The sequence below is a fragment of the Steroidobacter sp. genome, from assembly GCF_036406195.1.
Classification (GTDB): Bacteria; Pseudomonadota; Gammaproteobacteria; order Steroidobacterales; family Steroidobacteraceae; genus Steroidobacter.
Window position 1 is genome coordinate 194719 of sequence record NZ_DASWVW010000019.1, and the last position, 16529, is coordinate 211247.

Annotated in this window: 14 protein-coding genes and 1 tRNA gene; 12 read left to right on the forward strand and 3 right to left on the reverse strand. The window is 61.8% G+C overall.

What is annotated here, in order from left to right; genetic code table 11:
* Window positions 1–14: 14 nt before the first annotated feature.
* The gene (gene prfA, locus VGE08_RS09010; protein ID WP_331067534.1) at window positions 15–1097 is read right to left on the reverse strand and encodes a peptide chain release factor 1; all 1083 of its coding nucleotides are present in this window, start codon (window positions 1095–1097) and stop codon (window positions 15–17) included.
* 34 nt (window positions 1098–1131) lie between these two features.
* Window positions 1132–2469 (reverse strand): glutamyl-tRNA reductase, encoded by a 1338-nt coding sequence (gene hemA / locus VGE08_RS09015; protein WP_331067535.1) that lies wholly within the window; start codon window positions 2467–2469, stop codon window positions 1132–1134.
* Window positions 2470–2603: 134 nt separating this feature from the next.
* On the opposite strand from hemA, the gene VGE08_RS09020 reads away from it, so the two are divergent.
* The 8 genes from VGE08_RS09020 (at window position 2604) to VGE08_RS09055 (ending at window position 9565) form a co-directional block, all read left to right on the forward strand.
* Window positions 2604–4322: a tetratricopeptide repeat protein gene (locus VGE08_RS09020; RefSeq protein WP_331067536.1), complete on the forward strand. Its 1719-nt coding sequence runs from the start codon at window positions 2604–2606 to the stop codon at window positions 4320–4322.
* Window positions 4322–4921, forward strand: a complete 600-nt coding sequence (gene lolB / locus VGE08_RS09025; protein WP_331067537.1) for a lipoprotein insertase outer membrane protein LolB — start codon at window positions 4322–4324, stop codon at window positions 4919–4921. Before VGE08_RS09020 ends, lolB begins: the two co-directional genes overlap by 1 nt.
* Before the next feature lie 70 nt (window positions 4922–4991).
* Window positions 4992–5867 (forward strand): 4-(cytidine 5'-diphospho)-2-C-methyl-D-erythritol kinase, encoded by an 876-nt coding sequence (ispE, locus tag VGE08_RS09030; protein WP_331067538.1) that lies wholly within the window; start codon window positions 4992–4994, stop codon window positions 5865–5867.
* Window positions 5868–5928: 61 nt separating this feature from the next.
* Window positions 5929–6003 (forward strand) — tRNA-Gln (locus tag VGE08_RS09035).
* 467 nt (window positions 6004–6470) lie between these two features.
* Window positions 6471–7271: an IclR family transcriptional regulator gene (locus VGE08_RS09040; RefSeq protein WP_331067539.1), complete on the forward strand. Its 801-nt coding sequence runs from the start codon at window positions 6471–6473 to the stop codon at window positions 7269–7271.
* A 329-nt stretch (window positions 7272–7600) separates the two neighbouring features.
* Entirely contained in the window at window positions 7601–7924 is a 324-nt protein-coding gene (locus VGE08_RS09045; protein WP_331067540.1) for a hypothetical protein, read from the forward strand.
* A 48-nt stretch (window positions 7925–7972) separates the two neighbouring features.
* Window positions 7973–8878 carry a DUF4437 domain-containing protein gene (locus VGE08_RS09050; RefSeq protein ID WP_331067541.1) on the forward strand — a complete coding sequence of 302 codons (906 nt, stop codon included), beginning with the start codon at window positions 7973–7975 and terminating at the stop codon, window positions 8876–8878.
* 48 nt (window positions 8879–8926) lie between these two features.
* The gene (locus VGE08_RS09055; protein WP_331067542.1) at window positions 8927–9565 is read left to right on the forward strand and encodes a DsbA family protein; all 639 of its coding nucleotides are present in this window, start codon (window positions 8927–8929) and stop codon (window positions 9563–9565) included.
* Window positions 9566–9616: 51 nt separating this feature from the next.
* Here VGE08_RS09055 and VGE08_RS26330 read toward each other — a convergent pair whose 3' ends face one another.
* Window positions 9617–9991 (reverse strand): zinc ribbon domain-containing protein, encoded by a 375-nt coding sequence (locus VGE08_RS26330; protein ID WP_349258661.1) that lies wholly within the window; start codon window positions 9989–9991, stop codon window positions 9617–9619.
* Between the two features lie 490 nt (window positions 9992–10481).
* Here VGE08_RS26330 and VGE08_RS09060 point away from each other — a divergent pair, with 490 nt between their 5' ends.
* From VGE08_RS09060 to VGE08_RS09075, 4 genes are all read left to right on the forward strand, one after another.
* On the forward strand, window positions 10482–11189 hold the full coding sequence (locus VGE08_RS09060; protein ID WP_331067543.1) for a hypothetical protein: 708 nt from the start codon (window positions 10482–10484) through the stop codon (window positions 11187–11189).
* Window positions 11190–11293: 104 nt separating this feature from the next.
* A complete protein-coding gene (locus VGE08_RS09065; RefSeq protein ID WP_331067544.1) occupies window positions 11294–13477 on the forward strand; it encodes a TonB-dependent receptor in 2184 nt (727 codons plus the stop codon).
* A 39-nt stretch (window positions 13478–13516) separates the two neighbouring features.
* On the forward strand, window positions 13517–14809 hold the full coding sequence (locus VGE08_RS09070; protein ID WP_331067545.1) for an MFS transporter: 1293 nt from the start codon (window positions 13517–13519) through the stop codon (window positions 14807–14809).
* Window positions 14809–16524: an alpha/beta fold hydrolase gene (locus VGE08_RS09075; protein WP_331067546.1), complete on the forward strand. Its 1716-nt coding sequence runs from the start codon at window positions 14809–14811 to the stop codon at window positions 16522–16524. The genes VGE08_RS09070 and VGE08_RS09075 overlap by 1 nt, the downstream gene beginning before the upstream one ends.
* Window positions 16525–16529 lie beyond the last annotated feature (5 nt).

The following is a 16529-nucleotide window of genomic DNA, read 5'->3' on the forward strand; positions in this document are numbered from 1 at the left end:
GGCGGTCCCTCGAATTACTCCACGATGCGTGCCAGCTGCTCGGCCTGATATTCCTGCTGCAACGGCTGGATCAGCTCCTCCAGGTTGCCGTTGATCACATCGGAGAGCTTGTACAGTGTCAAGTTGATGCGATGGTCGGTGACGCGGCCCTGCGGAAAATTATAAGTGCGAATGCGCTCGGAGCGGTCGCCCGAGCCCACCTGCAACTTGCGCGAGCTGGCCTCGGCCTGGTCACGCTTCTCCTGCTCGGCGGCTTTCAGCTTCGCCTTCAGCAACGACAGGGCGCGCGAGCGATTCTTGTGCTGCGAGCGTTCATCCTGACACTCCACCACGATGCCGGTGGGCAAGTGGGTGACTCGAATCGCCGAATCGGTCTTGTTGACGTGCTGACCACCGGCGCCTGAGGCGCGGAACGTATCGATCCGCAGGTCGGCCGGGTTGAGCTCGATCGGCTCGATGTCGTCCAGCTCCGGCAGGATGGCGACAGTAACGGCCGAAGTATGAATGCGGCCCTGCGCCTCGGTGGCGGGCACGCGTTGTACACGGTGCGTGCCGGACTCGAACTTCAAGTGCGAGAACGCGCCACGCCCGACGACTCGGCTGATGACTTCCTTGTAGCCGCCGTGCTCGCCAGGGCTTTCCGAGAGCACTTCGACGTCCCAACCATGCTGGGCGGCGTAACGCGAGTACATGCGAAACAGGTCGCCGGCGAAGATTGCCGCCTCGTCGCCGCCGGTGCCGGCGCGCACTTCCAGATAGATGTTGCTTTCGTCGCGCTCGTCCTTGGGAATGAGCAGCTTGGCAAGCTCGTTCTCTTCCGCCTCGATGCGGGCATTGAGATTGTCGAGCTCTTCCTTGCCCAGCTCCCGCATCTCCGGGTCGTCCCCTTCAGCCATCTCGCGCGCCTGATTGCGCTCATCGAGCGTGGCGAGATAGGCCCGATAGCGGGATACGACCGGATCGAGCTTGGAATATTCCACCGACAGCTCGCGGAACTTGTTGGTGTCGCCGATCACGGCAGGATCGGCCAGCAGACCGCTCACTTCCTCGTGACGCTCGGCGAGTCGTTCCAGTTTTATGCGGATGGAATCTTTCATTCACCAGAGGATCAGGTGGTAGATCAGTAGTTGCTCAAGTCGAATCGGTGGAGTCTGGAGCAAACAAGGCTCGCGCGGCGTCCAGCAGTTCCACATCGCCACGCTCCGCCGCCTCGCGCAAGCGCTGACTCGGACCGTGCAACAATCTATTGGTCAGCGTCGAGGCCAGGAAATCCACGACCTCGCGCGGATCGCGGCCGGCGGCCAGCATACGCCGCGCTTGCTCGGCGGTCTGCGAGCGGATGGCTTCGGCATCGTCGCGCAATTGACGAATCGTCGGCACCGCGTCCAGCGTCTTCAGCTGCTGTTCGAACAGCGCGACTTCGGTCGCGAGCATCGCTTCCGCGTCGCGCGCCGCTTCACGGCGTGACGCGAGATTTTCGTTCACGACATTCTGCAAATCGTCGATCGTGAACATATACACGTCTTCGATCGTCGATACCTCCGCTTCGATATCGCGGGGCACGGCGATGTCCACCATGAAGATCGGCTTGCGCTTGCGCGCCCGAACCGCGGCTTTCACCGCCTGGTACGTGATCACCGGCGTCGGGCTGGCCGTCGAGGTAATGACGATGTCGGCCTCGGGCAAATGAGCCGCGATGTCTTCCAGGCCGATGGCGAACCCCTTGAACTCGGCGGCCAGTTCCTGGGCGCGCGCCAGGCTGCGATTTGCAACGATCATGCGGCCGAGGCCGTTCGCGTGCAGATGTCGCGCAGCCAGCGCGATTGTTTCGCCCGCCCCCACCAGTAGGGCTGTGTGACCGGCGAACTTCTCGAAGACCGTCTTCGCGAGCGATACCGCCGCGTAAGCCACCGATACCGCGTTCGCGCCGATACGCGTCCGGGTGCGCACCCGCTTGGCGACCGAAAAGGCGGTCTGCATGACCCGGTTGAGATAGGGGCCGGTGACCTTCTGATCAAGCGCCGCGCGGTAGGCGTCCTTCAACTGGCCCAGGATCTGGGGTTCGCCGATGACCAGGGAATCCAGCCCGCAGGCCACCGCGAACAAGTGCTGGACCGCGGCTGAACCCTGCATGCGGTACAGGGATTGATCGATATCCAGGCGATGCGCGGCCAGGTCGTGCCAATTGGCCAGCCAGGCGCTCAGTGCCAGCGAGGGATCGGCGGCCGCAGGCGAGGAATCCACCGACGGACCCGTGCCCGTCAGGGTGGCTGCACCGCTGGCGCTGTCGTCCGCGAAACAATAGAGCTCGGTGCGGTTACAGGTGGAAACGATCAACGCTTCACGCACCCCCGGCTGGCCGGCCAGCTCCCGCAAGGCCTCGGGCAGCTCCTCGCCCGCAAAGACCATTTTTTCGCGGATATCGACGGGCGCGGTGCGGTGATTGATTCCTATGACGACGAGTGGCATGCCGGCTGCAGTCGCAACGGGTGCGGATTGTCGGGGAAGGGCCCACCAATGACAAGCCAGAGGAGGAGTTGGCATGCTGATGGACTTCGCGGGACGGGCGGGCGCGCCCGAAGCTGATATATAGTCGGCCGACAATGAGCTCCCATCCTCTTCTCCCCGATTATCCCCCCGCTCGGCGTAGTTCCCGGTTTGCCACCGCCGCGGCGGCGGTACTGCTGGCGTCGGTGCTGGCCGCCTGCAGTACGGCGGGCGGCAAACGCGAGTCGGCCGTGGCCGATCTGCCGGCGGATCCCAATGCCCTGGTTTTGGGCGCCGAAATGGCCTTGCAGCGGGGGCAATACCTGGAAGCCTCCCAGGCTTACCTGCGCGCGGCCCAGCTGGCCAACGACGAGGAATTGGCCGAGCAGGCCACCCGCGTCGCCCATGAGCACCGGCAATGGACCGTGGTGCAGGCCGCCGCCGAGCGCTGGCTGGAGCTGAACCACACCAACGAGGAGGCCCGGCGCTTTGCCGCGTTCGCCGCCTTACATCTTTATAGGATCGACACCGCGGCCGAGCACCTCGGCATCCTGCTCGATACCGCGTTCATCAATCCGCAGGCCGGTTTCCTCGCCCTGCTGCCGCAGCTGGCAGACGAGGGCACGCCCAGCGGGGTCACGGCCGTGCTTCGGCAGTTGGTCGCGAAATATCCCGAAGTGACCGAGGCGCACTACGCACTGGCGCAGGCGGCATCGCAGTCGGAGAACCTCAAGCTGGCGATGGAGCATGCACGCAAGGCGCGTGAGCTGGGCCCGTATTGGGCACCCGCTGGCTTGCTGCTCGCTCGTATGCAGATGTTGACCGGCGATCCCGAGGGCGCGCTGGGCACCGCCAGGCAGGTGCTCGAGCAGGACAATCAGGATTCGCATCGGCTCGAATACGCGCTGATGTTGATGCAGGCCGGCCAGGAAGAAGAAGGGCGCAAGGAACTGAGTGCGTTGGCCAAGAGCGAATCCACCGGCACGGTGGTGGAGCGGGCGCTGGCCGACATCGATTTCCAACTCGGCAATCGTGACTCCGCCGCGCAACGCTTCAGCAACCTGGTTGCCAACGGCCGCTTCGTTTACGAGTCGCTGTTCTATCTCGGTGCCATCGCCGAAGGTCGCGAAGCGTGGGATGACGCCGAGCAGATCTACAGCCGTGTGACTGCCAGTGAGTATGCGATGGCAGCGCAGACGCGTCTGGCGCGCATCAAGATGAAACAGGCCGGCTTGGAGGCGGGCCTCAAGCATCTCGAAGAGTTCGGCGCGACCCGGCCGCAATTCCGCATCGAGACCATCACCGCTCGCGCGAACCTGCTGAGCAGCAGCGGTGACTCGGCTGGTGCGCTGGCACTGCTGGATCAGGCGCTGAAAGCGTATCCCGACGCCGTGGAGCTGCGCTTCGCTCGCATCTTCCAGCTCGAGTCGGCCGACAAAGTGGACGAAGCGATCGCCGACTTGCGCAAGCTCGTGGCCGATCGCCCAACGGATCCGGCGGCGACCAACGCGCTCGGGTACACCCTCGTCGATCGCACGCGCCATCACAAGGAAGGTCTGGAGCTGATCGAGCAGGCGCTGGCGGAAACGCCCGACAGCGGCGCGGTGCTCGATAGCATGGGCTGGGCGCTACATCGCATTGGCCGTCATCAGGATGCGCTGGGTTACCTGGAGCAGGCCAAGCGTCGCATCAACGATCCCGAAGTCGACCTGCACCTCGGCGAGGTGCTGATCGCCCTGGATCGCAAGGATGACGCGCGCGATGTGTGGGCCAAGGCCAGCGAGCGTTATCCCGAAAACGACGAGATCAAGCAGCGCCTGCAGAAGTTGCATTGATGCGGCGAGCGGTTTCCTGGCTGGCGCTGGCGATGCTTTGTTTCATCGCCGCCGGCTGTGCCACCACGCCTCGCGGCCCGGGGCCGGGCACGGCCATTCCCGCCGATCTGAAAGATCTCGATCGCTGGCAGGCGCGCGGCCGTCTCGGTGTTTCCGGTCCGGAGAACGGTGGATCGGGCAGCTTCGAGTGGCGCCAGCGTGGCGATGTATCGGATGTCGATATTCGCGGGCCGGTCGGGATCGGCGGCGTGCATCTGGAAATGCGCGGCATGGGCAGCACGCCCGATCTCAAATTGCAAACCAGCGATGGGCTGACATTACAATCTGCCGCCGCGTGGCAGGAGCTGCAGAATCGTCTCGGCACGGCCGTGCCCGCCGGCAACTTGCGTTACTGGATGCTCGGCATCGCCGCGCCGGGCGAGCATCAATGGCATGAAGAGAATGCCAACGGCGTCACCACCTTGGAGCAGGACGGCTGGCGTATCGACTATCAACGTTTCTCCGCCGAACCCGGGGCGCGCGTGCCGATGCGAATCACCGCCACCAGTGGCGATGCTCGCGTGCGCATCGTCGTGGATCGGTGGCAGTTGGGACAATGATCACTTTTGACTTTGGGCCGCGCAGCGGCCCGTGGCATGTCGTGCTCGACTGCCAGCTCGTGACAACAGTATGAACAGCGATCGTGACGAATTGCTCGGGTTGCCGGAGCCGTGGCCGGCGCCCGCCAAGCTCAATCTATGTCTGCACATCGTCGGCCAGCGCGACGATGGCTATCACTTGTTACAAAGCGCGATGCAACTCATCGATCTCTGTGACGAGCTGCAGTTCTATAAGCGCCCGCCCGGAGTGATCGAGCGCGTCGGCGGTAACGCGGATATTCCGGCCGAGTCCGACCTGATCGTGCGCGCTGCTCGCCTGCTCGCCACTCGCTATGAAGTGTTCGATGGCGTCGGTATCGAAATCCACAAACGCATTCCGATCCAGGGCGGGCTGGGTGGCGGCAGCTCCGACGCCGCGACTGTGCTGGTCGCGTTGAACTATCTCTGGCGGATGGATTTGAAGATCGAGGATCTCGCCGCGGTGGGCCTGGCGCTCGGCGCCGATGTGCCCATCTTCGTGCGCGGTTGTTCGGCTTGGGCCGAAGGCGTCGGCGAACGCCTCACGCCGGTGGACTTCCCGGAGCGCGTTTACCTCGTGGTCAAACCGCAAGCCGGAGTGAGCACCGCGGCCGTGTTTCAGGATCCTGAATTGACACGTAATTCCCCCGTCACGACAATACGCGACTTTCTCGCGGGGGGTGGTCGTAACGATTGCGCCCCGGTGGTGCGCAAGCGCAGTGGCGAGATCGCCGAAGCGCTTGATTGGCTTGATGAATTTGGGGAAGCGAGGCTCACCGGAAGCGGCGCCTGCGTGTACGTCGCGATGCCCGATGACGCGACAGCTCGACGCGCGGCGGCCCGCGTGCCCGCGCGCTGGACAGGTTACGTGGTGCGCGGTCTCAACCGTTCGCCGCTGCTGGACCGGCTGGCGCATGAGGCCGGCTGAGGGATTTTGCCGCGTCGATTCATCCAAGCTCGGCCACGAGCTCGTAATTGATTCTTATTGTTGGGGCGTCGCCAAGTGGTAAGGCAGCGGGTTTTGATCCCGCCATTCGGAGGTTCGAATCCTTCCGCCCCAGCCAGTTCCTCCAACCCACCTCGCTCGACATTTCCGTTGTGAGCACAATGCGTTGGACTCGCGCGCGACGCCCGCCGCGAACGTAGTGCTGCCACAGGAATTGGCAGAACCCGTGGCCGCTGACAGCGCTGCTGCCAGAAGTTGTAACAAGCATGGCGATGTTTCCAAGATCGCCAGCCCAGATGGCACCGTTCGCCAGGTCGTGTGGCGAGACTTCACTCGCTGCATCGATCGCCGGATGGCAGCCACATCCACATCGGCGGTGCCGTCAATCCACGCCGCGTAGGTGCGCAGCTTCGTCACAATGCTGTGACCACGCTGCCTGGCCACCCATAAGAGATTCTTGCCGATATGAGCTACCGATCTTCGGCGGGGACCGGTGATGGCCGGAATGCGCAGTTGACCGTGCGTGCAAGCGCCCAATATTCTCAACGTTGCTTTGCGCGTCCATACGATTACCACTGAGATTGAATGAGCATGGATGAGCCACGTAAGCTCACATCAAACAGAAGCGGATCACGAAAGGTCGTCAAGTCGGCGGCACGTACATTGGATGTCTTGGAGCTTTTCCAGAGGAAGCGACGCGCGCTGAGCGCGGCGGCGATCTGTCAAGCGCTGGGGTATCCGAAATCGAGCGCGAACGTGTTGCTCAGAAGCCTGGTATCGCAGGGATACCTCGTGCTGAACGCCCGGACGATGCAGTACTTCCCATCGCTTCGCGTCACCAGGCTCGGCGAATGGATTCCACGGACGATGCTCGTCTCCGGGCGCGTTTCGGCCATCCTCGAAGACGTGCATGCTGTGACCCAGGAGACGGTGACTCTGTCGGTTGTCAGTGATCTGTCGACAACTTTTCTGAAGGTCATCCAGGGGACGCATCCGCTCAGCATGCAAACGCCCGAGGGATTCGTCGCCCCGCTGTTTACTACAGCCATCGGCATGGCGATTCTCTCTCAAATGCCGGATGAGGACATCGATGAACTGGTTGATCGAGCGAATTTCCGCTCACGCCGTAGGGAAGAGCAGGTAAACCGAAAGGTCCTGGATGCGGCCATCCAGGAGACCCGTGAGAAGGGATACTGCGTGCGCTACGATGCGGTGATCCCGGATACGGGCGCCATCGGAGTCCCCTTTCCGTCCGATGTCGACGGATTCCCGATGGCGCTCGGAATCGGCGGGCTTGCGAGTCGGATTGAGCGCAATGAAAGGGCGATCTACAAACATGTACGGGCCTGCCTGGCCCGGCACGACCGCGGACGGAAGATCCAGTAGCACTCCGAGCCAGGCGGCGGATCGTCGCTCTGGAGAAACCCGCGAGGCTGCGGCGCAGCCACCGATCTGCACGTCCGAAGCCGCGTTCCCCGGCAGATCGTAAGCACACCTCCAACAAGAAGCGAAATGACGAAGCGCTTTGCGGAATGCCGCGGCATGGCGCATCGTAGCTTCAGCTGTCGAACTTGCCGGCCGAAGGCGCAGTTCTCCGTCCACATACGTGAACGGATCGTACCGAATTTGCCTTGACCCTCCGTCGCCAGGGGGCTAAATGTGTTCTGTATACGTGTCGTACTGATTCGGGCTCGAAGGCACGGGGGTAATAAGCAATGTCAGAACCTGTGGTTGATCTTGGCGCAATTCGCGGCGATTGGAATTTCCATGCCCGCTATGTGACCAAGGCGATGGAGCAAACCCTGAAGCGTACGCAGAAGCTCTGGAGAGCGCTGCAGGCGAACGCTCCGGCAGAAGGGGAGGTGCCGATGGACCACCCGTTGATGGAGGAGTTCATCGAAGCTTGTCGGCAAACGCGGGCCCTTACGGACGATGTGCTGCTTCTGCAGGAGACCAAGCCGGCTCCGGGCAGGAAGCCTGCAGGCAAGTCGCGCGCATCGAAAGGGATGCGCAAGTCGAAGCGTGGAGCTCGTCGTTAGCTTTGAGCTGCGACCATCAGCCCACCCTGTTAGAACGGGAGAATCAAAGTGCGTCCCCACGTTGAATGCATCCAAGAGGCCGATCTTGTTTGGCACGAGGCTGAATTGCATAAAGGCAATTCGGCGGCGCGTCAGCGCAACTTGTCCTACGACGAGGAGAACGGCGCCGCTTCGACTCGCGTCGTATTCGAGAAGGCCTGGAGTCGGCCTGCCGGCTATCATCATGCGGACGTCGAGTGGTACGTGATGGCCGGTCAAATCCGTATCGGCGATCGGTACCTGGGCAAGGGCGCCTACTTCCGTGCGCCTGCCGGACTGTGCATACCCAAGCTGGAGGTGGCCGCGGGAACCGATCTGCTGATCTTCCGAGAGTACGGCGATTGGGGATTCACGACCTCGACCAAGAACCGCTCGAAGCATGTGCCGCGAGGCGGGAATACCGCGTCGGCGGAGCCTGGCGAGTTGACGATCGTCGAGACTCATCGAATGGAGTGGATGCCCAACGCTTATGAGGGCGACACACAGCGGTTCCTGAAACTGAAGATTCTCTACTTCGATCCACCGTCTCCCGACGACAACAACACGGGCTTCGTAAGCATGGTCGCCTGGGCGCCGCCCGGCTGGTCGGATAATCGGCTGGTGCACCATCCCGTCTTCGAGGAGGCCTACTGTGTCGACGGGCATATGGACTACAACTTTGGTCGTCTCGATCGCGGCGCGTACTTCTTTCGTCCGGCAAAGGTGAAGCACGGTCACTTCATCGCCGGCGAGGAGCGCGGCTACACCGGTTTCTTTCGGATGGATGGCTCGCTCATCAACTGGATTACCGTCAACGAAAAGGTGGTCATGGAAGGCACCGCCGTGAATTACGATCCGGAGACTCAGGGTCCGGTGCTCGCTGGCTTGCCCGTGCGATCGAAATCGACGGGAGAGTGGGATCGCGACGGTCAATAGCAGCGAGCCGGAATCGCATCGGGTTACCGGCGGCCCACGAGAAACCTCATGTCCGATTTGCACGACATCGAGTTCTATTACTGCTGTGCCTGCTCGTCATCGTATCTCGCGTTCGTGCGTGTTAGAGAGACTGTGATCAGATGGGGTGTGGGTCTCGTGTTTCGGCCGGTGGTGAGCGCATGGTTGGATGCGCCAGAGGGTCGCACGGACGCGAGCCATGACAGCGCCGCCGCTGCCTATGCCCGAAAGGATCTTCAAGACTGGGCCCGCTTCTGCGGGGTTCGCATCGAACATCCCGATCGGCAATCCGCCGTAAGCGCCGAATGGGCGCAACGCGGCGCGGTTGCGGCGATGGACGCCGGTCGAATCGAAGCCTATGTGGAAGCGACCTTCCAGGCGATCTTCTCCGATGGCGTAGATATTTCGGATTCCTCTGTCGTAGTTGACATTGCGGTGAAATCCGGGATGTCCGCGAAGGCTTTCAGGCGCTCGTTGGAGTCCGAACGCACGCTGAACGTTGTGCAGCGAAACACGAACATGCTGCGAGAGCGGGGCGGCTTTCGGACGCCCACGATGTTCATTGCTGACGATATGTACTGCGGGCATGAGCGAGCGCCGCTGCTCGAGTCGGCGCTGATGCAGTCAACCGACCGGCCGTTCATCGCGCCGGGAGAGCACGGTCGCTAAGAACAGCAAATAGATAGCGGGATGCTGGCGTCCGTCCATTCCGATCCATCTTCAGTGGTCGTGCTTGCGCCCATGGTCGTGGCTGTGACCGTGGCTATGGCTATGGCTATGCGTGTGCCCGCCATGGTTGTGTGCATGACTTTCGCCCGATCTGGCTGGACCGTCATCGTCATGGCTGTGCGGCGGTCCCGAGTCCAGCATGTGAGCAAGGCGGCGAGGTCTGCGAGCCTGGGATTCCGCTTTCCTGGTCGCAGCGGACGGCGAGCGCCATCCTGATCCGCTTAGATGAAATGCTGGCGTAGAAACTACCTTGTCGAGTGACGACTTCTGGCACGCGGGGCACACGGTCAGTGCCGGCTCGCCAATCTTCTGAAGCGCATCGAGCTGGTGTCCGCATTCCCGGCACAGATATTCGAATATCGGCATGGTTCGTCCTGGTTCGATCGGGCAATCGTCGCTTTGTGATCCAGGTAAGCGCAGATTGGTTCCAAACCGTAGAGCCAACGATTCAGTCGTCGGGCGCGCAGTTCTGCGAGCTCCTGGTTTCGGACACTCGCGTCCCGAGGAGCCTCTGACCTGTCGATTCCTCGATTTCGATGCACTCGAAACCTTCCGTTACCGGCATTCGTTCGACTTGCAGGTAAATCAGAGCTTGCTTGGGCATCGACCTGGTTCGGTGGACTCTCGCACACGTGCCGGTATTCGTAAAGCGGGCCAGACCTGCCCGCTGGTCACGCTCGCCGTGACCTCGGGCCGTGCCGTGGCTTTCTCAACCCGTCGTCCACATATGTGAACACTGAGTTCAGCTTCGGTCTTGACCTGCCGGAATGGGGTAGTAGCTTTGGCTCAGGAATTGTTCTCCTCTTAGCGCGGGTCGCCAATGACTCGCTGGACCGGAAACCGATCGAGCTTGGCCATGCGTACCATCAGGGGAAAGATCGTTTACCTCAGCCACAAGCAAGGAAGCCCCGTCGAATACGGACGAGAAAGGTTCTCCTATTCGTGGCATCCGGACGGCCAGTGCACGATTCGATCCGTCTGTGAGATCGAGCGCGGCGTGGTGCGCGACCGGCACGTCGTTCGCGAAGTGACGTACAGCATGGACCGCAATCAATATCCGCTCGACTGTTTCGTGCGCCTTCATGAGGACGGAGTCTTCCTCGGCAGCGGCTGGTTCCGGTTTTCCGACAGGCTGGCGGAGTGTGAGGTCTACAACCGCAAGATTGGACGGATTACTCAACGAGTGGACGAGCGGGTGCGCTCTTTTGGCGCGCATGCACTCACATGCGACATGACGCATTGCGCCCGCTACGACCACACATCGGACGTTCGAATCCAGCAAACCCGTGCATACCTGTCTTCACTCGACCACGACGGATGTTCGGGACCACTGCTGAGCAGTATCGAATTTGGGATCGAGTACGCCGGGCGCGAAACGATCACCGTACCCGCCGGCACGTTCGAGACGGACCATTATTTGTTTCACGTGAGTGGCGCCCTTCCCGAGGAACACCCGACGGAAGAAGTCTGGTGCATGCCGGGCGACCTCGCGTTCGTAAAGATCAAAGTGGGCGGCTACATGAACTCCACATTCGAACTCGCGGAGTTGGAGGAGGGCATGTGACCCAGCGTCCATCGGGATGCGCTACTCGGAACGGATTCTCGAAAACCAACAGTTCCAAAAAGAACACAGACCGACAGCAAGCTCGTACCAAGCGGAGCCATCGTATGTTCTCGTTCAAGCAAAAGACATGCCTCGCGTCGTTAATCGCAACGGTTCCCGCCGTTCTACACGCCCAGGATGTTCTCGAAGTCATCACCGTCACGGCGGAGCGTCGCGAGGAGTCGCTCCAGACCGTACCCATCGCGGTCACGGCATTGACGGCGGCTGATCTTCAGAACCGCCAGATCGACTCGCCGCAGGATCTGGCTAGAGTGTCGCCCAGCCTCAAGATGACGGCCAATATCACGTCTCCGACCAACCTGTCGCCGGGTCTGCGCGGCTCGACTGCGCAGGATGCATCCTCGATCGCGGCTGAGTCGCCGTTCGGCATCTATATCGACGACATCTATATCGGCCGCATGAATGGCAACAACGTTCAGTTCGGAGACCTCGAGAGCATTGAGGTACTGCGCGGCCCTCAAGGTACGCTGTACGGACGGAATACGCTGAGCGGTGCGTTGAAGTTCACGACCCGCACCCCGGGGGCCGAATCGTGGCTGAACGCCGAGCTCGGCGCCGGCAATGCCGATCAGCTCCGCGCCGGGTTCAGTGTCGGTGGGCCGTTGTCGGACACCTGGGGGGCGTCGCTCTCCGCGATTTACAACACCAAGGATGGCCAATGGCGAAACGTGGCCACGAACAAGGACGTGGGCTTGAATGAGAACATCGCGGCGCGGGCCAAGGTCCACTACATGCCTGGCAACGGCTTCGACGCGGTTGCGTTTGTGTCATACGTCGACAGCAAGAACGACGCAACGCAGCTCGTGCCTGGCACGACGCCCGGTAGGGCCGCCAACCAGACTTTCACGTCCGATGACATTGTTCCGACGCTCGGGTACTACCGAATCGGCACGCCGTCGCTGACGGAACCGATGCCTCTCATGAAGCCCAACTCGGTCGGCGAAACGACGCAAACGATCGCAGGGTTGACCATGTCGTACGACTTTGGCGATGCAACGTTGCGCTCGATTTCCGGCTATGTCGGCACCGAGGACTATTACACGAACGATATGAATGGCCTCGGTTTCGTACGTGGTGCAAGTGACGTGGACGCCGACCAGTTTACGCAGGAACTGCACATCCATGGTTCGGCTTTGAGCGGTACGCTGCAGTACATCGTGGGCGTCTACTATCTCAACGAAACCGCGACGCAAGATTGGGCGTGGTACTACTTCGGCCCGGCCAGCACGAGCGTCGTGGACATCGAAACCGAGTCGATCTCGGTGTTTGGTCAGCTCGAATACGAGATCACGGATTCGCTGAGCGCAACACTCGGCGCACGCTGGACGCAGGACGATAAGAGCTTCGACGCCAGCATGGTGCAGCTCGCACCGTTCGGCGGGTTCACCTCGCCTGTAGCGTTGGAGAACACATACTCGGAATGGACGCCGAAGGCCGGCCTGGACTACGTCGTTCCGGTCGGAGGCAGCATCGATTCCATGCTGCTCTACACGTCCGCAGCGAAGGGCTTCAAGTCGGGCGGATACAACGGAATCAATATCACCGATCTGAGCGGCGCGAGATCTGCATATGGTCCGGAAAGCAACTGGACCTATGAGGTGGGCATGAAGGCCGAGTTCTTCAGTCAGAGACTGCGCGTGAACGCGGCTTACTTCTACGAAAAGGCCGAAGACCTCGCGTTGAATGCGACGGTGTTCGTCGACGGGATCCCCGCCTTCCCGGTGCAGAACGTCGGCGACGCGACGATCGAAGGCCTCGAGCTCGAGATCACGGCGATCCCGACGAACGGGTTGACTTTGTTCCTGAATCCGTCGTTCCTGTCGGGGCGGTACACCAAACTCGATCCGTCGGCTGCGCCGGCGGCGGCGCTGGGTCTGTACGGCGTGAGCAAGCCGAGAGTGCCGCAGATCCCTTGGGTGACCTTCTCCGCGGGATTCGATTATCAGCGTGACCTGCCGTTGGGCGAGAGGAATGCGCGCCTGCTCGTCGGTATGGACTACTTCCGTTCCGCCGAATACGTGGTGACGCCGACCAATGACTTTACAGTCAGCCCATATGACCGAACCAATGGCTACATTGGCCTGGAGTTTGCGGACAACTGGGAGGTGCGCTTGACCGGGCGCAATCTGCAGGACCGCAGGGACATCAACACCGGGAGTCGCGATCTGGGTGGCTTCTTCACGCTGCCGCCACGGGAATGGCTGTTGTCCCTTCGCTACCGGATGTGATCGCCGGCTCAGTCTGAATCCCGGATGCAGTTACCTGACGTGACCAGTCAACAAATTACCAAGTTGAGCGCTGCGCCGATCCACGTAGTGGACGGCGTCGCCGCGCCAGCGAGCGAGCGATATAGAATTATCGTGTTCTCGCTGGTCGTCTGGGCGATCAGTAACTTCGATCAATCGCTGTTCGGGTACGCGGTGCCGGATATCCTGAAGGAATTCGGCGCCGAGCTGACCGCCGTCGGGTACATCCTTGCAGTGTCCTTTGCGATCGCCGCGGTGCTGGTGTCGTTCGCCGGCATGGCGGCCGATCGCTACGGTCGTCGAGTCACATTGGTGACACTGTTGGCTGTCTCAGCCTTCTTTGTGGGGATGCAGGCGTTCGCGCACTCGCTCGAGACGCTGACGGTATTCAGGGCGCTGGCCTTCGGCCTGAGCGCCGGACTCGCACCGGTAACGGCGGCCTATGTCGCCGAAGCCGCTTCCGCGCGGCACCGGGGTATGCTGATAGGCGCCCTGCAGTGCGCCTATCCTTTGGGATGGTTTCTGGCGTCGCTGCTTGCTGCGCCGCTGCTTGCGACGCAAGGATGGCGCGCGCTCTTCATGATGGGCTTCGCTGTCATACCGCTGGCGTTGCTGATCGGCTGGAAAATGCCCGAGAGCCGTCGCTTTGCGGCGCCTGCGAGTGCTCGGTCCGCTGCGGCATCCCCGAAGAGTGAAGGGCGTGGCAACGTTGCGGAGCTGTTTGGCCCGCAATATCGACGAACCGCAATTACCTGCGCGGTCGTGTTCTTCACTTACGGCTGCGCCTACGCGGGCACTGCTTTCTTTTTTCCTACTTTCTTCACGCAGGCTCGCGGCTATACACCTTCGCAAGCCGCGTATCTGGTGGGGTTGTCGACCGGCATCGGCGCCCTCGGCTATCTCGCTGCAGCGTTTGTCGGTGAGTACGTGACGACTCGTAGAAACACGCTGGCGCTCTGGCTCCTGCTGGGGAGCCTTTCGCTGGTTGCGCTGTTGTGGATCCCTCGCGAGCCCTGGCAGGACAAAGCGCTGTTCATACTCACGACGAGTTTCTTTTTCGGCGCAAATGGCGTGATCGCAACACTGCTGACGGAGCTGTTTCCGACCCGGATCCGCACCACGGCGTATGCGGTCTGTGGATCGGCGCCCCTCAGCATCGGCTTTGCGGTTTATCCGATGATCGTTCCCTTCGTGGTTGGTGCCTACGGTTGGCAGGTCGCATTGTCGTTTGCGATTGCGCCGCTGCTGCTGATCGCGGCAGGCGCCGCCATGATGCTTCCGAATCTTCGTTCTGGTCGCGAGGTCGCCGAGTGATGAGTGTTGGCACAACGCAGAGAATTACGCGACATTTCGCCACGGTCGGGGGGCGCCGGCAAGTTCACTATCGACGTTGCGGCGAGGGCTCTCCTGTCATCCTGCTGCATCAGTCGCCAGCGTCTTCACGCGAGTACCTCGGATTGATCGCTGAGATCGCAGCGCTGGGGCGGACGGTGATTGCGCCGGACACGCCCGGCAACGGCCTGTCGGATCCTCTGCCGGACCGCGATGAGCCGCGCATGGAGGAATTCGCGAGTGCGTTGAGCGAGTTCATGACCGAATTGGCAATCGAGTCGGCGCCTGTCTACGGTTTCCACACCGGCGGGGTCTGCGCGCTTGCGTTGGGGCTACTTCATCCAGAGCGGGTCACGGTTGGTGTGACCGACGGTTACGTGCATCTGGGAGACCTGCAGCGGGAGGAAATACTCGCCAACTACTTCACCCCACTTGGCTGCGACTGGTCGGGTTCGCACCTGACATGGGCCTGGGCGCGAATGCGCGAGCAGGTCATTTTCTTCCCTTGGTATCGCAAAGACACAGCCAGCCGCATCGAAATGGATCTGCCACCGCCGGCAGTGCTGCATGACTGGCTCATGGAGTTGATGCGTGCGGGCGACGCCTACCGGAAAGCCTATCGAGCCGCCTTCACGTTCGACTGTGCGCAGGCGGTGCGGACTACAAGGGCGAATACGGTTATCACGACCACCAGGACGGACGTGCTGAATCCCTGCATGGACGCGCTGCCGCCGGTTCCCGCCAATGTCTTGACCCGACGGCCCGAGACTGATGCGCAGAGCAGGGCATTGACGATCCAGACGCTGCTCGCACACCCCTCGCCGCAACCCAATGTCGCGAACCGTTCCGCGAAGCCCATGCCAGGTCGCATCTGGGCGGACTACCTGCAAGTGAACGGCGTCTCGATCTACTGTCGACGAAGCACCGAGGGCGAGGGGCGGCCGATCGTGATGGTTCACCCGAGCGTCGAATCCAGTCTGTCGATGGACCGATACATGCAGCCGTTGATTGGAAGGCGGCCCTTGCTGGCGGTGGATCTGCCCGGGAACGGCGAGTCGGATTCCGGCGGCACCGAGATCAGTGTCGAAACTCAGGCTCGCATGCTCGGTCAGGCTATCAGGGCGGCCGGCTACGATGAAGTGGAGCTGTTCGGGCATCAGGGCGGCGGTTATGTCGCTGTCGAGCTCGCCTGTCAGGAGCCCGGACTGGTCAAGCACGTGGCAGCGCCGACCATGGCGATTCTCGATGACGCCCGGCGGCAGGAGTACATCGAGCTTTACGCCCCGGCGATCGAGCTCGAAGAGTACGGCGCTCACCTGATCAAGGCGTGGAACATGCTTCGCGACCAGGAGCTCTTCGAGCCCTGGTACAAGCGAACACGCGAGCACATCCGGCGCGATTCAGAGCCGGACATTGCGCCCGAAGTGATACATCGGCGAGTGATGGATCTCTTCAAGTGCATCGACATCTATCAAGCGGTGCATCTGGCGCATTTCACCTACCCGGTGCTGGAGAAGCTGAAGCAGGTGCGTTGCCCTGTGCTGATCGGGTCCCAGGCAGCGGATGCACTCAAGGGCGCTGCGCCCATCGGCGGCAGTGTCACGATCCGGCCGACCTCCGATGTAACGGAGCTGAGCCGATCGATGATGGATTTCTTCGAGGGCAAGGACGTCGCCAGCGCGAAGAGGCAGGCATGACGGAC

Bases quoted from the DNA above. Each gene is read 5' to 3' on its own strand.
- prfA (WP_331067534.1), bottom strand. From the start codon at position 1,097: ATGAAAGATTCCATCCGCATAAAACTGGAACGACTCGCCGAGCGTCAC.
- hemA (WP_331067535.1), bottom strand. From the start codon at position 2,469: ATGCCACTCGTCGTCATAGGAATCAATCACCGCACCGCGCCCGTCGAT.
- VGE08_RS09020 (WP_331067536.1), top strand. From the start codon at position 2,604: ATGAGCTCCCATCCTCTTCTCCCCGATTATCCCCCCGCTCGGCGTAGT.
- lolB (WP_331067537.1), top strand. From the start codon at position 4,322: ATGCGGCGAGCGGTTTCCTGGCTGGCGCTGGCGATGCTTTGTTTCATC.
- ispE (WP_331067538.1), top strand. From the start codon at position 4,992: ATGAACAGCGATCGTGACGAATTGCTCGGGTTGCCGGAGCCGTGGCCG.
- VGE08_RS09040 (WP_331067539.1), top strand. From the start codon at position 6,471: ATGAGCATGGATGAGCCACGTAAGCTCACATCAAACAGAAGCGGATCA.
- VGE08_RS09045 (WP_331067540.1), top strand. From the start codon at position 7,601: ATGTCAGAACCTGTGGTTGATCTTGGCGCAATTCGCGGCGATTGGAAT.
- VGE08_RS09055 (WP_331067542.1), top strand. From the start codon at position 8,927: ATGTCCGATTTGCACGACATCGAGTTCTATTACTGCTGTGCCTGCTCG.
- VGE08_RS26330 (WP_349258661.1), bottom strand. From the start codon at position 9,991: ATGCCGATATTCGAATATCTGTGCCGGGAATGCGGACACCAGCTCGAT.
- VGE08_RS09060 (WP_331067543.1), top strand. From the start codon at position 10,482: ATGCGTACCATCAGGGGAAAGATCGTTTACCTCAGCCACAAGCAAGGA.
- VGE08_RS09065 (WP_331067544.1), top strand. From the start codon at position 11,294: ATGTTCTCGTTCAAGCAAAAGACATGCCTCGCGTCGTTAATCGCAACG.
- VGE08_RS09075 (WP_331067546.1), top strand. From the start codon at position 14,809: ATGAGTGTTGGCACAACGCAGAGAATTACGCGACATTTCGCCACGGTC.